This window comes from Candidatus Accumulibacter sp. ACC007, from assembly GCF_907163205.1.
Classification (GTDB): domain Bacteria; phylum Pseudomonadota; class Gammaproteobacteria; order Burkholderiales; family Rhodocyclaceae; genus Accumulibacter; species Accumulibacter regalis.
The window spans coordinates 1,674,371-1,692,887 of sequence record NZ_CAJQUD010000001.1 but is presented as its reverse complement, the minus strand read 5'-3'; the positions used below and the strand labels follow the sequence as shown (position 1 = coordinate 1,692,887).

The window sequence follows — 18,517 nt, the reverse complement described above, 5'->3', positions numbered from 1 at the left end:
GGGGCTGGCGTGCTAGAATCAAGGGCTTGATCAAGACGATGACATTCCTCCGGAAGTCACGTTGCCAGCGGAAAAAAGATGGAAGCCTTCGCCAAAGAAACCCTGCCCATCAGTCTCGAAGACGAGATGCGTCGATCGTATCTCGACTACGCCATGAGCGTGATCGTCGGGCGTGCCCTGCCCGACGCCCGCGATGGCCTGAAGCCGGTGCATCGCCGCGTGCTGTTCGCCATGCACGAGTTGTCGAACGACTGGAACAAGCCTTACAAGAAGTCGGCACGGATCGTCGGTGACGTCATCGGTAAGTACCATCCGCATGGCGATATCGCGGTTTATGACACCATTGTGCGTATGGCGCAGAATTTTTCCTTGCGCTACATGCTCGTCGACGGGCAGGGGAACTTCGGCTCGGTAGACGGCGACAACGCCGCGGCGATGCGCTACACCGAAGTGCGCATGGCGCGAATCGGCCACGAGCTACTGGCCGATATCGACAAGGAAACGGTCGATTTCGGGCCCAACTACGACGGCTCGGAGCAGGAGCCGCTGGTCATGCCGGCGCGCATTCCGAATCTGCTGATCAACGGTTCCTCGGGTATCGCAGTGGGAATGGCGACGAACATCCCGCCGCACAACCTTGGCGAGGTGGTGGACGCGTGTCTGGTCCTGCTGGCGAACGCAGAGGCGACGATCGACGAACTGATCGCCATCATGCCCGCCCCGGATTTTCCGACGGCCGGCATCATCTACGGCATCGCCGGTGTCTGTGAGGGCTATCGTACCGGGCGCGGGCGGGTGGTGATGCGTGGCCGGACGCACTTCGAGGATCTCGAAAAGGGCAACCGGCAGGCGATCATCATCGACGAACTGCCGTACCAGGTGAACAAGCGGACCTTGCTCGAAAAGATCGGCGAACTGGTCAACGACAAGCGCATCGAGGGTATTTCCGATCTGCGCGACGAGTCCGACAAGTCGGGTATGCGCGTGGTAATCGAGCTCAAGCGCGGCGAAGTCGCCGAGGTGGTCCTCAACTGCCTGTACAAGCAGACGCAACTGCAGGACACCTTTGGCATGAACATGGTGGCGCTGGTCGATGGTCAGCCGCGGCTGTTGAACCTCAAGCAGATGCTCGAGTGCTTCCTCTGGCATCGCCGTGAAGTGCTTACCCGACGTACGGTTTTCGAGTTGCGCAAGGCGCGCGAGCGGGCGCATATCCAGGAAGGTCTGGCGGTGGCCCTCGACAATGTCGACGAAATCATCGCCCTGATCAAGGCCTCGCCGACGCCGGCCGATGCCCGCCGAGGCCTGATGGCGCGGCCGTGGAAGTCGCCGACGGTTGCCGAGATGCTTCGCCGCGCCAAGCTTGACGCGACCCGGCCGGACGGAACGGGGCTCGAATTCGGCCTGTCGGAGAGCGGTTACCAGCTTTCGGAAGCGCAGGCGCAGGCGATCCTGGAACTGCGTCTGCAACGCCTGACCGGCCTAGAGCGCGACAAGATCGTTGCCGACTTTGGCGAACTGCTGGCGCGTATTGCCGATCTGATGGATATCCTGGCGCGACCCGAGCGGATCACCGAGATGATCGTCGAAGAGCTGACCGGGATCCGCGCCCAGTTTGGTGACAAGCGGCGCTCGGAGATCGTCATCAGCACGCAGGATCTCGGCATTGCCGATTTCATCACCCCGGTGGACATGGTGGTGACGCTCTCGCATACCGGCTACATCAAGTCGCAGCCATTGGCCGACTATCGTGCGCAACGGCGCGGCGGGCGCGGCAAGCAGGCAGCGGCGATGAAAACCGACGATTTCGTCGATCGCCTGTTCGTGGCCAATACTCACGACTCGATTCTCTGCTTCACCAATCGCGGCCGGGTGTACTGGCTGAAGGTCTACGAAGTGCCGCAGGGGACGCGCACCAGCCGCGGCAAGCCGGTGGTCAATGTCTTCCCCTTCGAGGACGGCGAAAAGATCAGTGCCATCCTGCCGATCAAGGAGTTTGCCGACGATCGCTACATTTTCATGGCCACGTCGCAGGGAACGGTGAAGAAAACGCCTCTGTCCGATTTCTCCAATCCGCGCAAGAACGGCATCATTGCCGTCGCCCTCGACGACGAGGATTTCCTGATTGGCGCCGAGGTCACCAATGGCAGTCAGGACGTGATTCTCGTCTCCGACGCTGGCAAGGCGGTGTGGTTCGACGAGGAAGACGTGCGGCCGATGGGGCGCACCGCGCGCGGCGTGCGCGGCATGCGACTGGTGGACAGGCAGCAGGCACTGTCGCTGCTGATCGCCGATAGCGACCAGCAAACGGTTCTCGTGGCCACCGAGAACGGCTTCGGAAAACGCACCGCGCTGGCCGATTTCCGCCATTCCGGACGGGGTACGCAAGGCGTCATCGCCATTGCCGCCAGCGAACGCAACGGCAAGGTGGTTGCCGCTCGGCTGGTCTCCGACGACGACGAAATCATGTTGATCACCACCGGCGGCGTGCTGATCCGCACCCGCGTACGCGAAATCCGTGAACTCGGCAGGGCCACGCAGGGTGTCACCCTGATCGCGCTTGACGCCGGCGAAAAGCTTGCCGGTCTGGAGAAAGTGGTCGAGAGCGAAGATGACGCCGACGTTGGTGAACTGGATGAGCACAGCAGTGCGCCGGGGGGGCAGGACGCCCCCGCTGATCCAGAAGAGGAGTGATACGCATGGACCGCGTGTCTGATCGCCGGTGTCGAGCTCTCGCCCGGCAGTTCGCGTCGGTCGTGCGGCTGCCGCTGGCGCTGGCTGGGCACGCGGCGGCGGCGTGATGAGCGACGACCTGCAGCGCGAACTCGCGCTTGTCCGGCAGCAGATCGATAGCGTCGACGGGCAGTTGCTCGGACTGCTCAATCAGCGTGCGCGTTTTGCCCAGCAGGTTGGCGAGATCAAGGCGCGTCACGGTGAGGCGGGTTTCATTTATCGCCCCGAACGTGAAGCGCAGGTCTTGCATCGCATTCAGGAAGAGAACCCGGGGCCGCTGTCGAACGAGACCGTGACCTGGTTCTTCCGCGAGGTGATGTCCGCCTGCCTGTCGCTCGAGCAGCCCCTGGGAATTGCTTTCCTGGGCCCGCTCGGGACCTTTTCGGAAAGCGCCGCGACCAAGCACTTCGGCCACGCCGCGCGTCTGATGCCGCAGATTTCGATTGATGATGTCTTTCGGGAAGTCGAGGCCAGCCATGCCGATTACGCAGTGGTCCCGATCGAAAACTCAACCGAGGGGGCAATCGGGCGCACGCTCGACCTGTTGTTGACCACACCACTGAAGATCTGTGGCGAGGTGGTCTTGCGCATTCATCAGCATTTGCTGTCGAACGAGGCTTCGCTCGGCGAGGTCAAGAAAGTGTATTCCCACGCCCAGTCGCTGGCGCAGTGCCACGAGTGGCTGAATCGCTCGCTGCCGCAGGCGCAGCGCATTTCGGTGGGCAGCAATGCGCAGGCGGCGCAGCTGGCGGCCGCCGAAGCGGGCGCGGCGGCGCTCGCCGGCCAGGCTGCTGCCGAGCGCTACTCTCTGCCGCAGCTGGCGAGTAACGTCGAGGACGAACCGAACAACACGACGCGTTTCGTCGTTCTTGGCCGCCAGGACGCCGGGCCTTCGGGGCGCGACCGGACGTCGCTGATCATGTCGGCGCATAATCAGACCGGCGCGCTGAGCAAGCTGCTCGCGCCGTTCTCCGATGCCGGCGTGTCGATGACCCGGCTCGAGTCGCGGCCGGCACGGCATACCCTGTGGGCCTACGTCTTCTTCGTCGATCTCGAAGGTCACCGTGCCGACGCGGCGGTCAGGACGGCGCTTGCCGAGCTTGCGCGGCGTGCGCCCTACCTGAAGATTCTCGGCTCGTACCCGATGGCCGCCACTTAGGCCGATCGACTTTTCGCGGAACGCAGATGCCACTCGACGAACAATCATTGCCGTACATTCGCTCGATTTCACCGTACCAGCCGGGAAAACCGATAACCCAGCTGGCCCGGGACCTGGGCCTGCCTGTCGACAGGATCGTCAAGCTGGCGTCGAACGAGAATCCGCTCGGTATGAGTCCCAAGGCGCAGGCAGCGGTGGGTGTGGCGATCGCTGGCTTGTCGCGCTACCCGGATGACTTCGCCTTGAAGCAGGCGCTCGCTGAGCGTAGCGGTCTGGGAATGGAGCGCATCGTTCTCGGTAACGGGTCGAATGACGTGCTCGATCTGGTCGCTCGTGTTTTTCTCGCCCCGGGCCGCTCGGCGATCTTCGCTCAGTATGCTTTTGCCGTCTATCCGCTGGCGACGATTTCCACTGGCGGCGAGCCCATTGCCGTCGCGGCCAGCGACTACGGTCATGACCTGGAGGCGATGCTGGCGGCGATCAGGCCCAACACGCGATTGATCTGGATTGCCAACCCGAACAACCCAACCGGTACTTTTCTGCCGTATGCGCAGCTCAAGGCGTTTCTGCAAGCGGTGCCGTCGAACATCGTGGTGGTCCTCGACGAAGCCTATAACGAATACCTGCCGCCCGCCGAGCGCGTGGATACGACCGCCTGGCTGTCCGGGCATGCGAACCTGGTGATTACGCGCACTTTCTCGAAGATCTACGGGTTGGCCGGTCTGCGCATCGGCTACGCGCTGTGCTCGGCGGAAATTGCCGACCTGATGAATCGCGTTCGCCAGCCGTTCAATTGCAACAACCTGGCGTTGGCGGCGGCTGTGGCGGCGCTCGACGACCATGAATTCGTCGCCAGGAGCTACGCGCTGAACCGTGCGGGCATGGAGCAGATCATTGCCGGCCTGAAACGACTCGCCTGTCGCCATATCCCGTCACACGGCAATTTCCTGACTTTCTGCGTGCCGGAGGCGGCAGCGGTAAACCGGAAGCTGCTCGGGAACGGGGTGATCGTCCGCCCGATTGCGGCTTACGGCATGCCCGACTGGCTGCGCGTCACGATCGGCACCGAGAGCGAAAACAGCCGTTTCCTGGAAGCTCTGGAGGTGTCCTTGTGAGTGATCTTCGCGTGGTTTTCCTGCCGTGAGCGACACGGCTCCGTTGGGCAAGGTCGTCGTCTTTGGCGTTGGCCTGATCGGTGGCTCCTTTGCGCTGGCGCTGAAGGCCGCCGGACAGGCCGCCGAGGTGGTCGGTTTCGGACGGACTCTTGGCTCGCTGACCCAGGCGCTGGAACTGGGTATCGTCGATCGCGCCGGCTTCAACGTCGGCCAGGAAGTGTCGAATGCCGACCTGGTGCTCATCGCCACCCCGGTCGGGACGACGCCGGAGGTCATGGCGCGCATCGCGCCATGCCTGGGGTCGCAGACGGTGGTGACCGACGCCGGCAGCACCAAGGAAGACGTGGTCAAGGCCGCGCGCGCCTGTTTTGGCGAGCGCATCGGACAATTCGTCCCGGCGCACCCGATCGCCGGCGCCGAGAACAGTGGCGCACTTGCTGCGCGGCCTGACCTCTATCGTGGAAAGCAGGTGGTGCTGACACCCTTGGCAGAGAGCAGCGAGCTGAGCATTGCGCGCGTACGTTCAGCGTGGGAAGCTTGTGGAGGCGAGATCCGGGAGCTTGCTCCGGCCGAACACGATCGCGTTTTCGCTGCCGTCAGCCACTTGCCGCACCTGCTGTCGTTTGCGTTGGTGCACGATCTGGCGCGTCGTGACAACCGCGAGCTTCTCTTCGCGTACGCGGCCAGCGGTTTCCGCGACTTCACGCGCATTGCCGCCAGCCATCCCGAAATGTGGCGCGACATCTGTCTGGCCAACCAGAAGGCCCTGCTCGAGGAACTCGATCGTTACCGGGAGCAGCTAGACGAGCTGCGCGACGCCCTGCAACGCGGCGACGGCGCCAGTCTGGAGGCCACCTTCGACGTCGCCCGCACGGCGCGGCGCGAGTGGGCGGAGAGCAAAACAAGGAATTGAACGTGGACTTCATCGATCTGCCGCAGCTGCTCGCTGCCCGGGGCACGCTGCGCCTGCCCGGTTCGAAGAGCATTTCCAATCGCGTCTTGCTCCTGGCCGCGCTGGCCAGCGGCGACACCGAGCTTCGTGACCTGCTGCAGTCGGACGATACGGCACGAATGATCGATGCGCTGCGAACACTTGGCGTCAAGGTCGAGGCGCTGGCCGACAAGCGCTTTCGGGTCAGCGGCGTCGGCGGCGTTTTTTCCGCTTCGCCAGGCCGATCTTTTTCTCGGCAACGCGGGAACGGCCTTCCGTTCGTTGACCGCGGTACTCGCTCTGGCTGGCGGCGATTATCGACTCTCGGGCGTCGCGCGCATGCACGAACGACCGATCGCCGACCTCGTCGATGCCTTGCGCCAGCTCGGGGCCGAGATTGCTTACGCGGAGCAGGGCGGTTTTCCGCCACTGCTGATCTCTGCACCGACGCCGTGCCCCGTCGAGCTGGTCCGAGTGCGCGGTGACGTGTCGAGCCAGTTTCTCACCGGTTTGCTGATGGCCTTGCCACTGCGCGGCGTTGCGACGACGGTCGAAGTCGTTGGCGAGCTGATTTCCCGACCCTACGTAGACATCACGCTGGCCAGCATGGCGCGCTTTGGCGTCAAGGTGCTTCGCGAGGGCTGGCAGCGCTTCACGGTCGCCGCCGGTAGCGCCTATCGCTCGCCGGGGGTGGTGGAAGTTGAAGGCGATGCCTCGTCGGCGTCATATTTTCTTGCCTTGGGAGCGCTTGGCGGTGGTCCGCTACGCGTCGAGGGCGTTGGTCGCGACTCGCTTCAGGGCGATGTGCGCTTCGCCGATGCACTGGCCGGGATGGGGGCGAGAATCACCGTTGGCGATACCTGGATCGAGGCCGCCGCCGCGGACAACGGCAGGCTTCGGGGTGTAGATCTGGACTGCAATCACATTCCCGACGCGGCCATGACGCTGGCCACCGTCGCGCTGTTCGCCGAAGGGCCGACGACTTTGCGCAATGTCGCCAGCTGGCGCGTAAAGGAAACCGACCGCATTGCGGCCATGGCCTGCGAGTTGCAGAAGCTGGGTGCAAGCGTCGAAACAGGCGAAGACTTCATCCGCATCGTACCGCCGGCCCGAGATCGGGGTCTTCGTCCGGCGGCAATCGATACCTACGACGACCATCGCATGGCGATGTGCTTTTCGCTGGCGGCGCTGGGTACGCCATTGCGAATCAATGACCCGGCGGCCGTCGGCAAGACTTTCCCGGACTACTTCACGCGGTTCGCCGCAGTCACCCAGCCAGTGCCGGTGGTGGCTATCGATGGCACTTCGGCTTCCGGCAAGGGGACAGTCGCTTCGCGAGTGGCCGCGGCGCTCGGCTGGCATTATCTGGATTCCGGCGCGCTCTATCGCCTTACTGCACTGGCTGCCCGCAGGGCCGCCGTCGGCTGGGACGACGAAGCGGCTGTGGCGGGGATTGCTGCCAGTCTCGACGTCGACTTCGCAGGCGGGGTAATCAGGCTCTCCGGTGAAGATGTCGGCGATGCCATTCGCAGCGAGGAAATCTCGGGCGGCGCGTCGCGGGTCGCCGCGCTGCCTGCATTACGTGCCGCCCTGCTCTTCCGGCAGCGGGCTTTCCGCCGCCCGCCCGGACTGGTGGCCGACGGGCGCGATATGGGCGCGGTGGTATTCCCTGATTCGATGACCAAAGTCTTCCTCACGGCGAGCGTCGAGATACGCGCCGAGAGGCGCCATAAGCAGTTGATCGAAAAAGGAATCGCTGCTAGTATTGCAGCCCTCTTGCTGGATCTGCGCGAACGTGACGAACGGGATAGCCAACGTAGCGTCGCTCCGATGCAGCAAAGTGCGGATGCTGAATTGCTCGACACGACAAACCTGACCATAGCCACCGCGGTGGCGCAGGTGCTGGACTGGGTCAACAAGGTCTCCGAAAGCGGGTGAAACGGCTTTGCCGTTCGCCAAAGGTGTTGTCAGTTCCACACGTCATTCCGTCGGCACAGTGGCCGTTCCCTCCGGGGTCTGCCAGTGCAGTGTTCGTGCTCACCGCTCTGGTGCGCGATGCGGAGTGCTCGGAACTGGTGATCGTTTTTTAACTCACCCCGCAGCTCTGCGGTTAGGTAACTCAATTCATATGTCAGACAATCCCACCATGGAAGAAAGCTTTGCCGACCTTTTCGAGGAAAGCCTCGGCCGTCAGGAGATGCGCCCCGGCGAGGTCATCACTGCCGAAGTCGTGCGTATTGACCAGAACTTTGTCGTGGTCAATGCCGGCCTCAAGTCGGAAAGCTACATTGACCTCGAAGAATTCCTGAGCGATCAGGGCGAGCTGGAAGTCGGCGTTGGTGACTTCGTGCAGGTCGCCATCGAGCAGCTCGAGAACGGTTTTGGCGAAACGCGGCTGTCGCGCGACCGCGCCAAGCGGGTCGCGGCGTGGAACGCGCTTGAACAGGCCTTGAACGACGGTAGCCTGGTGTCCGGTACGATTACCGGCAAGGTCAAGGGTGGCCTGACGGTCATGACCAACGGCGTGCGTGCCTTCCTGCCCGGCTCGCTGGTCGATATGCGTCCAGTCAAGGACACCACCCCGTACGAAGGCAAGACCTACGAATTCAAAGTCATCAAGCTCGACCGCAAGCGCAACAACGTCGTCGTTTCGCGGCGTGCCGTCCTCGAGGCGAGTGTCGGAGAAGAGCGCGATGCACTCCTTGCTGCGCTAAAGGAAGGCAGTATCGTCAAGGGTGTGGTCAAGAACATCACCGACTACGGCGCTTTCGTCGACCTCGGTGGTATCGACGGCCTGCTGCACATTACCGATCTGGCATGGCGTCGCGTGCGTCACCCCTCCGAAGTTCTCGCCGTGGGCGACGAATTGCAGGCCAAGATCCTCAAGTTCGACCAGGAAAAGAACCGCGTTTCGCTTGGTCTCAAGCAGCTGGGCGAAGATCCCTGGGTCGGTATTTCCCGCCGTTACCCGGCGACGACTCGCCTCTTCGGCAAGGTTACCAACCTCACCGATTACGGTGCCTTCGTCGAGATCGAGCAGGGCATCGAAGGGCTGGTCCACGTCTCCGAAATGGACTGGACCAATAAGAACGTTCACCCGTCCAAGGTCGTTCAGCTGGGTGATGAAGTCGAAGTGATGATCCTCGAGATCGATGAAGACCGCCGCCGCATTTCGCTGGGTATGAAGCAGTGTGCTGCCAACCCGTGGGACGATTTCTCGATGAACTACAAGAAGGGTGACCGCGTGCGCGGCGGCATCAAGTCGATCACCGATTTTGGCGTGTTCATTGGTCTGCCCGGCGGCATCGACGGCCTGGTTCACCTCTCTGACCTCTCGTGGTCGCAGCCAGGTGACGAAGCGATTCGCAACTTCAAGAAGGGCGACGAGGTGGACGCGGTGGTGCTGGCGATCGATACCGACAAGGAGCGGATTTCCCTGGGTATCAAGCAGCTTGATGGCGACCCCTACACCAGCTATATCGCTACCCACGAGAAGAACAGCGTTGTCCGCGGAATCGTCAAGTCGGTTGACGCACGGGGCGCGGTGGTGATGCTCGATGGTGACATGGAAGCCTATCTGCGTGCCTCCGAAGTCTCACGCGATCGCATCGACGATCTGACCAAGGTGTACAAGGACGGTGACACCGTCGAAGCGATGATCATCAATGTGGATCGCAAGACGCGTTCGATCAGCTTGTCGATCAAAGCCAAGGATCAGGCCGAGCAGCACGAGGCGATGCAGAAGTTTTCTGCGGACAGCAGTGCCAGTTCGGGTACCACCAACCTTGGCGCCTTGCTGAAGGCCAAGCTCAACAACCCCCAGTAGGGTTAGAGAATGACCAAGTCGGATCTTATCGGTCAATTGGCCGGGCGCTTTCCCCAACTGGTCGCAAAGGACGCTGATTTGTCGGTGAAAACGATTCTCGATGCGATGTCCGAAGCCCTGTCCAGGGGCGATCGCATCGAGATTCGCGGCTTCGGGAGTTTTGCGCTGAATTACCGGCCACCGCGTGTTGGCCGGAACCCAAAGTCCGGTGAGAAAGTTGACGTTCCGGAGAAATGGGTGCCGCATTTCAAGGCCGGGAAGGAATTGCGGGAGCGCGTCGATGGCTCGCTGGAAGTGATCTGAATGGTCAGGCTATGTCTTATTGCGGGCGGCAACGAGTGTTGCCGCCCGTTTCCTATGGGAAGCTGATGATGCGTTGGTTGTTGTGGATCCTGAGATTTGCCCTGTTTCTCTTTCTTCTTGCGTTTGCGCTCAGAAACACGGATCCAGTCGGCGTCCGTTTCTTTCTTGATGCCGCATGGCAAGCTCCTCTGGCGATCGTTCTGTTCGTTTTCTTTGCTGCCGGTGTCGCCTCCGGCATGCTCTTTCTGCTCGCTTCCCTGCTTGGTCGGCGTCGCGAGGTGGCCAGATTGAAGCGCGAGTTGGGCCAGGCCCGGGCACGCCTCGTCGGCCATCGCGAGAGCCAGATGTGAGTCTGTCCGGAAAGCTGGCACAGGGTGAGCTGGCGATCGCCAGGCGCCTCCTCCATCTGATGATAAGCGGTGCGCAGTACTGCTCCCCGCATGGCGTGGGAAGCGCATGCGCCACCTTCACTCCTTGCTTCAGCGGCGGGTGTGCGCCGCCGCTGCGCTCTCCGGATGATTGAGTTCGAGTACTGGCAGCTGCTGCTTTTTCCGCTCTTCTTCGGGCTGGGGTGGGCCGCGGCGCGTGTTGATATCCGGCATCTGGTCAAGGAATCGCGGACCCTTCCACGTTCGTATTTCGAGGGCCTCAACTTCCTGCTCAACGAGCAGCCCGATCGTGCGATCGAGGCCTTTGTCGAAGCCGTCAAGGTCGACCCGCAGACGATCGAAATTCACTTTGCGCTCGGTAGCCTGTTTCGTCGCCGCGGCGAGACCGAGCGCGCTATTCGCATGCACCAGAATCTCGTCGAGCGCGACGATCTGCCGCAGGATTTGAAACTGCAGGCGCTGGCCGAACTGGGTCAGGACTACCTGAAAGCCGGGCTGCTCGACGGCGCGGAATCGGTGTTCGAAAAGCTGCGCGACTCGGCACTGGCTGAGGACGCCAAGCGCAATCTGCTCGAGATTTACCAGCTGGAGAAGGACTGGGAGAAGGCGATCGCGATCGCCTCGGAGCTGCCGGATTTTGCGTCGCACAAGGAAATCGCCGAATACTACTGCGAACTGGCCGCCGCCGAGATGATGCGTTCGCGCCCGGATTTGGCGGCAAGCTTTCTGCAGACGGCGCTCGAGCGCAACCGCAAGTGCGTCCGCGCCAGCCTTCTCCTGGGCGATCTGCAGTTCCAGCAGGATGAGTTCGCCGCCGCTATTGCGTCATGGCAGCGCATTGAACAGCAGGATCCTGTCTATCTGGCGCTGGTCGCCAAACGCTTGCTCGATGCCTTTCGCAAGCTGGATCGGCGTGAGGCGGGCCTGCAGCTGCTGCGCGGCTATCTTGATCACTACCCGTCGCTCGACCTGCTCGACGTCGTCTTCCAGCTGGAACTCGAGAGCGGCGGGCCAGAAGCCGCTTACCGGCTGGTTCGCGACGAGTTGAGGCGCAATCCGACCCTGCTTGGCTTTGACAAGCTCCTCGAGGCGAGGCTGCTTTTTGCCTCGCCCGACATTCGCCCCGACCTGGATCTGGCGAAAGGGATCGTGCATGGCTACACGCGTCGCCTGGCCCGCTATCGGTGCGATAATTGCGGCTTCAAGGCGCGTCAGTTCTACTGGCGCTGTCCGGCCTGCGGCGGTTGGGAGACCTACTCGCCGAAGCGGACCGAAGAGTTCGACCTGACACCCTAGGAGTTCTATGTTGCCTGCCACCGTGCTGGCTACCGGGCAAGCCAGTTCGGCGAGCCCAGTTTGTCTTGCCGATAGGGACCGTGATGCCATTTGCTAGCGTGGCGTCCGCACGCTTGCTGATCGTCGGCGATGTGATGCTCGATCGCTACTGGTTTGGTGAGGTCGCTCGCATCTCTCCCGAAGCACCGGTTCCGGTGGTCAAAGTGTCGCGTAGCGAGGAGCGTCCGGGGGGCGCTGCCAACGTTGCCCGCAATTTGGCCGCGCTGGGGGCACGGGTCAGCCTGTTGTCGGTCGTCGGCGACGACGAAGCCGGGCGGCAGCTGCAGCGCCTGCTCGAAGCCAGCGCCATCGACGTCAGCTTGCATGTCGACGCGGCGATCAGCACGACGGTCAAGCTGCGCGTCATTGGCCGCCAGCAGCAGCTCCTGCGTATTGATTTCGAGACCTCGCCGTCGCACGAGGTGTTGCGCGCCAAGCTGGTCGAGTTTGAGTCGCGTCTGGCCGATTGCGATGCGGTGATTCTCTCCGACTACGGCAAGGGCGGGCTGGCGCATATTGCCGAGATGATCCGCATGGCACGTGCTGCCGGCAAGAAAGTTCTCGTCGATCCTAAAGGTGACGATTTCTCAAAGTATGCCGGGGCGACCATCGTCACCCCGAATCGTGCCGAGTTGCGTGAAGTCGTCGGTCGCTGGCAGGACGATGACGGCCTTGCCCGGAAGGCCGAGGCGCTGCGCCGCGAGCTGGGCCTGGAGGCCTTGCTGGTGACACGCAGCGAGGAGGGGATGTCGCTCTTCCACGCGGCAGGAGCGGTTCACGAGCCGGCGGTGGCGAGGGAGGTCTTCGACGTTTCCGGCGCCGGTGATACGGTCATCGCGACGCTTGCCGTGATGTTGGCGGGAGGGGCTGGCTGGGCGGATGCGGTGCATGCGGCGAACGTCGCCGCCGGCGTGGTCGTGGGTAAACTCGGGACGGCGGTGGTCGGCCGTGACGAGCTTGATGCTGCATTGAAGTGAGGTAGATCCATGTACACCATCGTCACCGGCGCCGCCGGTTTCATCGGCGCCAATCTGGTCAAGGCGCTCAACGAACGCGGCGTGCGCAGGATCATTGCGGTCGACAATCTCAGCAAGGCCGACAAGTTCAGGAATCTCGTCGATTGCGAGATTGCCGATTACATCGACAAGAACGAGTTCATCGACCGTATGATTGCCGGCGATTTCGATGGCGATGTCGATGCCATCCTCCACCAGGGCGCGTGTTCCGACACCATGGAGAGCGACGGTCGCTACATGATGGAGAACAACTACCGCTACTCGCTGGCGATTCTCGACTGGTGCCTCGATCAGGAAGTGCAGTTTCTCTACGCTTCGAGTGCGGCGACCTATGGCGGCGGCGGCGTGTTCAGGGAAGAGCGGCAGTATGAGGCGCCGCTGAACGTCTATGGCTATTCGAAGTTCCTTTTCGACCAGATCGTTCGCCAGCGCCTCGCGGCGACCGACGCGTGCAGCTCGCAGGTGGTCGGCTTTCGCTATTTCAACGTCTACGGACCACGCGAATCGCACAAGGGGCGGATGGCGTCGGTCGCCTTCCATCACTTTCACCAGTATCAGCGCGAGGGCCGGGTCAAGCTTTTCGAAGGTTCCGATGGCTACGCCGACGGCGAGCAGCGGCGAGATTTCGTCTACATCGGCGACATTGTGCGCGTGAATCTGCACTTCCTTGATCATCCGGACAGGTCGGGAATCTACAACGTCGGCAGCGGTCGTGCGCAGACTTTCAACGAGCTGGCCGTGGCCAACGTCAATGCCTGCCGGGCGCTGGCTGGACACGAAGCGCTGCCGCTCGCCGAACTGGTCAAGCGAGGCCTGATCGAGTACATCCCTTTTCCGGCGGATCTGCGCGGCAAGTACCAGAACTTTACCGAGGCCGATCTCTCGCTACTGCACAAGGCCGGCTACAAGCACCGCTTTTCCAGCGTCGAAGAAGCGGTGCCGCAGTACGTCAAATGGCTGGGCGACAGTGTATAAGACGCTCGAGAACAGCGTCGGCGACACCCCCCTGGTGCGCCTGAAGCGTTTGCCGGGCGCCGCTTGCGACGCGCGCGGGAACATCGTGCTGGCCAAGCTTGAGGGCAACAACCCGGCGGGTTCGGTCAAGGATAGGCCGGCGCTGTCAATGATCGTCCACGCCGAGCAGCGTGGCGATATCAAGCCCGGTGATACGCTGATCGAGGCCACTTCCGGCAATACCGGCATTGCGCTGGCGATGGCGGCTGCCATGCGCGGCTACCGCATGATCCTGGTCATGCCCGAGAACCAGAGCGTCGAACGTCGGCAAACGATGCGTGCTTTTGGCGCCGAACTGGTGTTGACGCCGCGCGATGGGGGCATGGAAGTGGCGCGCGACGTCGCCGAAAGCATGCGCAACGATGGGCGCGGAATCATCCTCGACCAGTTCGCGAACCCGGACAACCCGCTCGCCCACTACGCCGGGACAGGGCCCGAGATCTGGCGCCAGACGGAAGGTCGAATCAGCCATTTCGTAAGCAGCATGGGGACCACGGGAACGATCATGGGCGTCTCGCGTTTTCTCAAGGAGCAAGACCCGGGCATCTGCATCGTCGGTTGCCAGCCCGAGGATGGTTCGCAGATTCCGGGTATTCGTAAATGGCCGGAAGCTTATCTGCCAAAGATTTTCGACCGCGCTCGCGTCGACCGTATCGAGTCGGTTTCGCAAGGTGAGGCCGAGGAGATGACCCGGCGGCTGGCGCGCGAGGAAGGCATTTTCGCGGGCATCTCCTCCGGTGGCGCGCTGGCCGTTGCCTTGCGCCTGGCTGGCGAACTCGAGAACGCGACCATCGTCAGCATCGTCTGCGATCGCGGTGATCGCTACCTGTCGACGGGCGTCTTTCCCGCGTGAAGCCGGTCGCCGGCGGTGAGCGCAGTTACCGCCTGGTCGTGCGCGTCCCGGTGCCTTCGCCGGCCACGGGCGCCGAATGTGCTGACTGTGCCAGATGAAACCCGTTCTCGCCTTTGATATCGAAACCATCCCGGACGTCGCAGGTCTGCGGAGGCTGCACGATCTCGACGCGGCACTGTCCGACGACGAGGTTGCCGAACTGGCTTTCCAGCACCGTCGCGCCACGCACGGCAACGACTTCCTGCCGCTGCATTTGCAGCGGGTGGTGGTGATTTCGTGTGCGCTGCGCGCCGGCAGGGACTTCCGCGTCTGGTCTCTGGCCGAGCCCGAGCAGGGCGAGGGCGAGATCATCCAGCGTTTCTTTGACGGCGTCGAGAAGTTCACGCCGCAGATCGTTTCCTGGAATGGGGGCGGCTTCGACCTGCCGGTGCTCCACTATCGGGGGCTCATCCATGGCGTCATGGCGCCGCGCTACTGGGACCTCGGTGACGGCGATTACGCCGATAGCCGCGACTTCAAGTGGAACAACTACATCAGCCGTTACCACTCGCGCCATCTCGACCTGATGGACCTGCTGGCCATGTATCAGCCGCGGGCCAGCGTTCGTCTCGATGAACTTGCCAAGCTGATCGGTTTTCCCGGCAAACTGGGCATGGACGGCGGCAAGGTGTGGCAGGCGTGGCTGGCGGGTGGAATGTCCGACGTGCGCGACTACTGCGAGACAGACGTGCTCAATACCTACCTTGTTTCGGTCCGCTTTCGTCTGATGCGTGGCGAGTTGTCTCGCGCCGAGTACGATGCCGAGATATCTTTCGTGCGCGGCGAACTGGCGAAGATCGGCAAGCCGCACTGGCAGGAGTTCCTCGCCGCCTGGGAGTAGCGGCGGGGACGCGCGGGAACCACCACCATTCAAGCGGCGGCCGCTGCGCCTTGTTCGTCCTCTTCAGGGGCGACGATATCCCGATACGCATACCATGTGGAGTGTCCGACCAGCGGCATGGTGATGATCAGGCCGACAAAAAAGGTCGCGAAGCCGATGATGCCAAGGATTCCGATGCACGTTCCCCAAAGCAGCAGCGGGCCCGGGTTGCGACCGCAGGCGACGAGGCTGGCGATGGTCGCGGTGACGGCGTCTGTCTTGCGGTCGAACATCAGGGGTACGGCGATGACGCTGATCGCAAAAACGAACATCGCGAAGAAACCGCCGACGGCAAAGTAGACCAGCGCGAAGTCGAGTTGCTCGAAAGTCAGAACGGTATGCACGACATTGCCGAAGGTCGGAAACCCGCCGGTAAAGAAAAGGGCAAAAACGATGATCGATGCGCGTGCCCAGACGAGCAAGACGATGGCCAGAAGGGCGGCAAAGAGACCGACATTGGGCAGGTTCGGACGCCAGGCGGCGAGCGTCGGTAGCAGTCGCGGGGGCGTGCCGAATTCGATCCGTCGACTGAGGTCGTAGAGTCCCAGCGTAAGGAACGGGCCGACCAGCAGGAAGCCTGTCGTCAGGCCTGCGAAGAGCGCGTAGGCTTCGGCAAAAACGATCTGCATCAGCCAACCGGCGATAGCGAAGCAACTGCCGTAGAACAGGCTGGCCCGGCCTCCTCGGCGAAGGTCATGCCAGCCGCCACGCATCCAGCCGATGACGGCGCCGGTTTTTACGCTGCGGATGACCGGGAAGCGGCTGGCACGGTTCTCGCTGGCTGGCGGTTCAGTTTCGCTCATCGACGGCTCTCCTCTGGCTTGTTCCTGGTTCGTGCTCCCCTGCAGCGATGGCTCTCCGGCTTCTCTGGCCGAATCGCCCCAACATCCTCGGGCTGGCGGCCACTCCTTACAGGATTTCGCGGGAACCGCCCAAGGGCTGCCGAAGGATTGAATGCTGCGTATACCGTGACGCAATGAACGGTGCGTCGTTTATATAGCACACTGTGCAGCGTTCGTAACCTTTTGCCGAGACCCGCGCCGCAGTGGCCGATCGTCGCGCTGCTGGGGGGTGGCGAGCAGTAGGGCACGCCGTCGCGTGCTTCTCTCCTTGACTCCGGACGGGCCTCGCTTACAATCGGGCCGGTCGGCGCCCTCTCTACGCTTCGCTGACGGTGCTTTCTCGGTCAGCGAATCACGTCGCTTGTTCCTCTCATGATAGGGCAACGCAATTCGTTCTCCACGCAAAAAAGGGTAAAAAATGGATGGTCTTCTGCTGTTGTTGGGGCGCGCGGTCGGCTTCGCTGGCCTGCTGCTGTGCGTCGTCTCTGCTGTCGCGCGTCTGCTCGGCAATTACTGGCTGGCGGGCTTCCAGTTGGGGACGCTGCTGCAGGCAGGCATTGCCGCCGTCGTCATTGGCTGTTTCCTGCTGCTCGTCGCCCAAGGCGGTGCGGGCGGTTCCGGGCGCTTGCGCCGGTGATCGCGGAAATCCCGCGCGGGAATTGGCGCCGGACGACTGCGCGCCTTGCATAAGACCTGAATCGCCCCGGGCTGACGGTATACTGGCGGGCTACTCAACATCACTGGTCTGCCATGTCAAAGCCGAAAAACATCGGTTTCGTTTCGCTGGGTTGTCCGAAGGCTCTCGTCGATTCCGAACAGATTCTCACCAAGCTGCGTGCCGAAGGCTATCTGATCTCGCCTTCGTATGAAGGCGCCGATCTGGTCGTCGTCAATACCTGCGGCTTCATCGACGCTGCCGTCGAGGAGTCGCTCGACGCCATTGGCGAGGCGCTGACCGAGAATGGCAAGGTGATCGTCACCGGTTGCCTGGGGGCCCGGGAAGAGGTGATTCGCAAGGCGCATCCGCAGGTTCTGGCGGTGACCGGTCCGCATGCAGCCGACGAGGTCTTGCAGCACGTGCATGCGCACCTGCCACAGCCGCACGACCCGTTCGTCAGCCTGGTCCCGCCACAGGGCATCAAGCTGACGCCGCAGCATTTCGCCTACCTGAAGATTTCAGAGGGCTGCAATCACAGTTGTACCTTCTGCATCATCCCGTCCATGCGCGGCCCGCTGCTCAGCCGACCGATTGGCGAGGTGTTGCAGGAAGCAAGGAATCTCGCCGACGCGGGTGTTCGGGAGTTGCTGGTCATTTCGCAGGACACCAGCGCCTACGGCGTCGATGTCAAGTATCGAACCGGATTTGCCAGCGGCCGGCCGCTGCGCACCCGGCTGCGCGAGCTCTGCGAAGCACTGGGGGAACTCGGGATCTGGGTGCGTTTGCACTACGTTTATCCTTACCCGAGCGTCGACGCGTTGCTGCCGCTGATGGCCGAAGGAAAAATCCTGCCGTATCTCGACGTGCCTTTCCAGCACGCCAGTGCGCGCGTGCTGAAGGCGATGAAGCGACCGGCGAGTGCCGAGAACAATCTCGAGCGGCTGCGGGCGTGGCGGGCGGTTTGTCCGGACATCACGGTGCGCAGCACTTTCATTACCGGTTTTCCTGGTGAGAGCGAAGCCGAGTTCGAGGAATTGCTGGCTTTCATCGCCGAGGCTCGCCTGGATCGCGTCGGTTGCTTTGCCTATTCGGCGGTCGACGGCGCGGCGGCCAATGCGCTTCCCGGCGCGGTGGCGGAGGAGGTTCGCGAGGAGCGCAAGCGGCGGTTGATGGAGCTGCAGGAGGATATCTCGGCCGAGTTGCTGGCAGCGAAGATCGGACGAGAGATCGAGGTCCTGGTCGACGAGGTCGATGACGACGGAACGATTGCCCGTTCGGCGGCGGACGCGCCGGAAATCGACGGCCTGGTTTTCGTCAACGAGTACTTCGACGCCGAACCCGGCGATTTCCTGCGCGTGCGTGTGGTCGACGCCGACGAGCACGACCTGTACGCCGAGATCGTTGCTCGCGCCGCCTGACGATCT

At 62.6% G+C, this 18,517-nt stretch carries 15 protein-coding genes and 1 pseudogene; 15 read left to right on the top strand and 1 reads right to left on the bottom strand.

The window, feature by feature from the left end; genetic code table 11:
* Positions 1 to 78: 78 nt before the first annotated feature.
* The 13 genes and pseudogenes from gyrA to QZ634_RS07220 all read left to right on the top strand — a co-directional run bounded on the left by gyrA (position 79) and on the right by QZ634_RS07220 (position 15,554).
* A complete protein-coding gene (gene gyrA / locus QZ634_RS07280; protein ID WP_291986829.1) occupies positions 79 to 2,694 on the top strand; it encodes a DNA gyrase subunit A in 2,616 nt (871 codons plus the stop codon).
* A 106-nt stretch (positions 2,695 to 2,800) separates the two neighbouring features.
* On the top strand, positions 2,801 to 3,892 hold the full coding sequence (gene pheA, locus QZ634_RS07275; protein ID WP_291986827.1) for a prephenate dehydratase: 1,092 nt from the start codon (positions 2,801 to 2,803) through the stop codon (positions 3,890 to 3,892).
* Between the two features lie 26 nt (positions 3,893 to 3,918).
* On the top strand, positions 3,919 to 5,007 hold the full coding sequence (hisC, locus tag QZ634_RS07270; protein ID WP_291986826.1) for a histidinol-phosphate transaminase: 1,089 nt from the start codon (positions 3,919 to 3,921) through the stop codon (positions 5,005 to 5,007).
* A gap of 25 nt (positions 5,008 to 5,032) precedes the next feature.
* Positions 5,033 to 5,920: a prephenate dehydrogenase/arogenate dehydrogenase family protein gene (locus QZ634_RS07265; protein ID WP_291986824.1), complete on the top strand. Its 888-nt coding sequence runs from the start codon at positions 5,033 to 5,035 to the stop codon at positions 5,918 to 5,920.
* Between the two features lie 2 nt (positions 5,921 to 5,922).
* Positions 5,923 to 7,876: pseudogene (locus QZ634_RS07260) on the top strand (bifunctional 3-phosphoshikimate 1-carboxyvinyltransferase/cytidylate kinase).
* A 190-nt stretch (positions 7,877 to 8,066) separates the two neighbouring features.
* The gene (gene rpsA, locus QZ634_RS07255) at positions 8,067 to 9,764 is read left to right on the top strand and encodes a 30S ribosomal protein S1 (protein ID WP_291986822.1); all 1,698 of its coding nucleotides are present in this window, start codon (positions 8,067 to 8,069) and stop codon (positions 9,762 to 9,764) included.
* 9 nt (positions 9,765 to 9,773) lie between these two features.
* Complete coding sequence (locus QZ634_RS07250) at positions 9,774 to 10,067, top strand: integration host factor subunit beta (RefSeq protein WP_043565383.1); 294 nt, start codon at positions 9,774 to 9,776, stop codon at positions 10,065 to 10,067.
* Positions 10,068 to 10,132: 65 nt separating this feature from the next.
* Positions 10,133 to 10,417: a LapA family protein gene (locus QZ634_RS07245; protein WP_291867824.1), complete on the top strand. Its 285-nt coding sequence runs from the start codon at positions 10,133 to 10,135 to the stop codon at positions 10,415 to 10,417.
* Positions 10,418 to 10,582: 165 nt separating this feature from the next.
* On the top strand, positions 10,583 to 11,752 hold the full coding sequence (lapB, locus tag QZ634_RS07240) for a lipopolysaccharide assembly protein LapB (RefSeq protein WP_291986820.1): 1,170 nt from the start codon (positions 10,583 to 10,585) through the stop codon (positions 11,750 to 11,752).
* An 83-nt stretch (positions 11,753 to 11,835) separates the two neighbouring features.
* Positions 11,836 to 12,768, top strand: coding sequence for a D-glycero-beta-D-manno-heptose-7-phosphate kinase (gene rfaE1, locus QZ634_RS07235; RefSeq protein WP_291986818.1), 933 nt, complete (start codon positions 11,836 to 11,838; stop codon positions 12,766 to 12,768).
* Positions 12,769 to 12,777: 9 nt separating this feature from the next.
* The gene (rfaD, locus tag QZ634_RS07230) at positions 12,778 to 13,782 is read left to right on the top strand and encodes an ADP-glyceromanno-heptose 6-epimerase (protein WP_291986816.1); all 1,005 of its coding nucleotides are present in this window, start codon (positions 12,778 to 12,780) and stop codon (positions 13,780 to 13,782) included.
* A complete protein-coding gene (gene cysM / locus QZ634_RS07225; RefSeq protein ID WP_291986814.1) occupies positions 13,775 to 14,674 on the top strand; it encodes a cysteine synthase CysM in 900 nt (299 codons plus the stop codon). The genes rfaD and cysM overlap by 8 nt, the downstream gene beginning before the upstream one ends.
* 94 nt (positions 14,675 to 14,768) lie before the next feature.
* Positions 14,769 to 15,554 (top strand): 3'-5' exonuclease, encoded by a 786-nt coding sequence (locus tag QZ634_RS07220; protein WP_291986812.1) that lies wholly within the window; start codon positions 14,769 to 14,771, stop codon positions 15,552 to 15,554.
* Between the two features lie 29 nt (positions 15,555 to 15,583).
* Here QZ634_RS07220 and QZ634_RS07215 read toward each other — a convergent pair whose 3' ends face one another.
* Entirely contained in the window at positions 15,584 to 16,396 is an 813-nt protein-coding gene (locus QZ634_RS07215; protein ID WP_291986810.1) for a DUF2189 domain-containing protein, read from the bottom strand.
* Between the two features lie 457 nt (positions 16,397 to 16,853).
* On the opposite strand from QZ634_RS07215, the gene QZ634_RS07210 reads away from it, so the two are divergent.
* Together QZ634_RS07210 and rimO are read left to right on the top strand one after the other, a co-directional pair.
* Complete coding sequence (locus QZ634_RS07210; RefSeq protein ID WP_291986808.1) at positions 16,854 to 17,072, top strand: hypothetical protein; 219 nt, start codon at positions 16,854 to 16,856, stop codon at positions 17,070 to 17,072.
* 113 nt (positions 17,073 to 17,185) lie between these two features.
* On the top strand, positions 17,186 to 18,511 hold the full coding sequence (rimO, locus tag QZ634_RS07205) for a 30S ribosomal protein S12 methylthiotransferase RimO (RefSeq protein WP_291986806.1): 1,326 nt from the start codon (positions 17,186 to 17,188) through the stop codon (positions 18,509 to 18,511).
* The last annotated feature ends 6 nt before the right edge of the window (positions 18,512 to 18,517 follow it).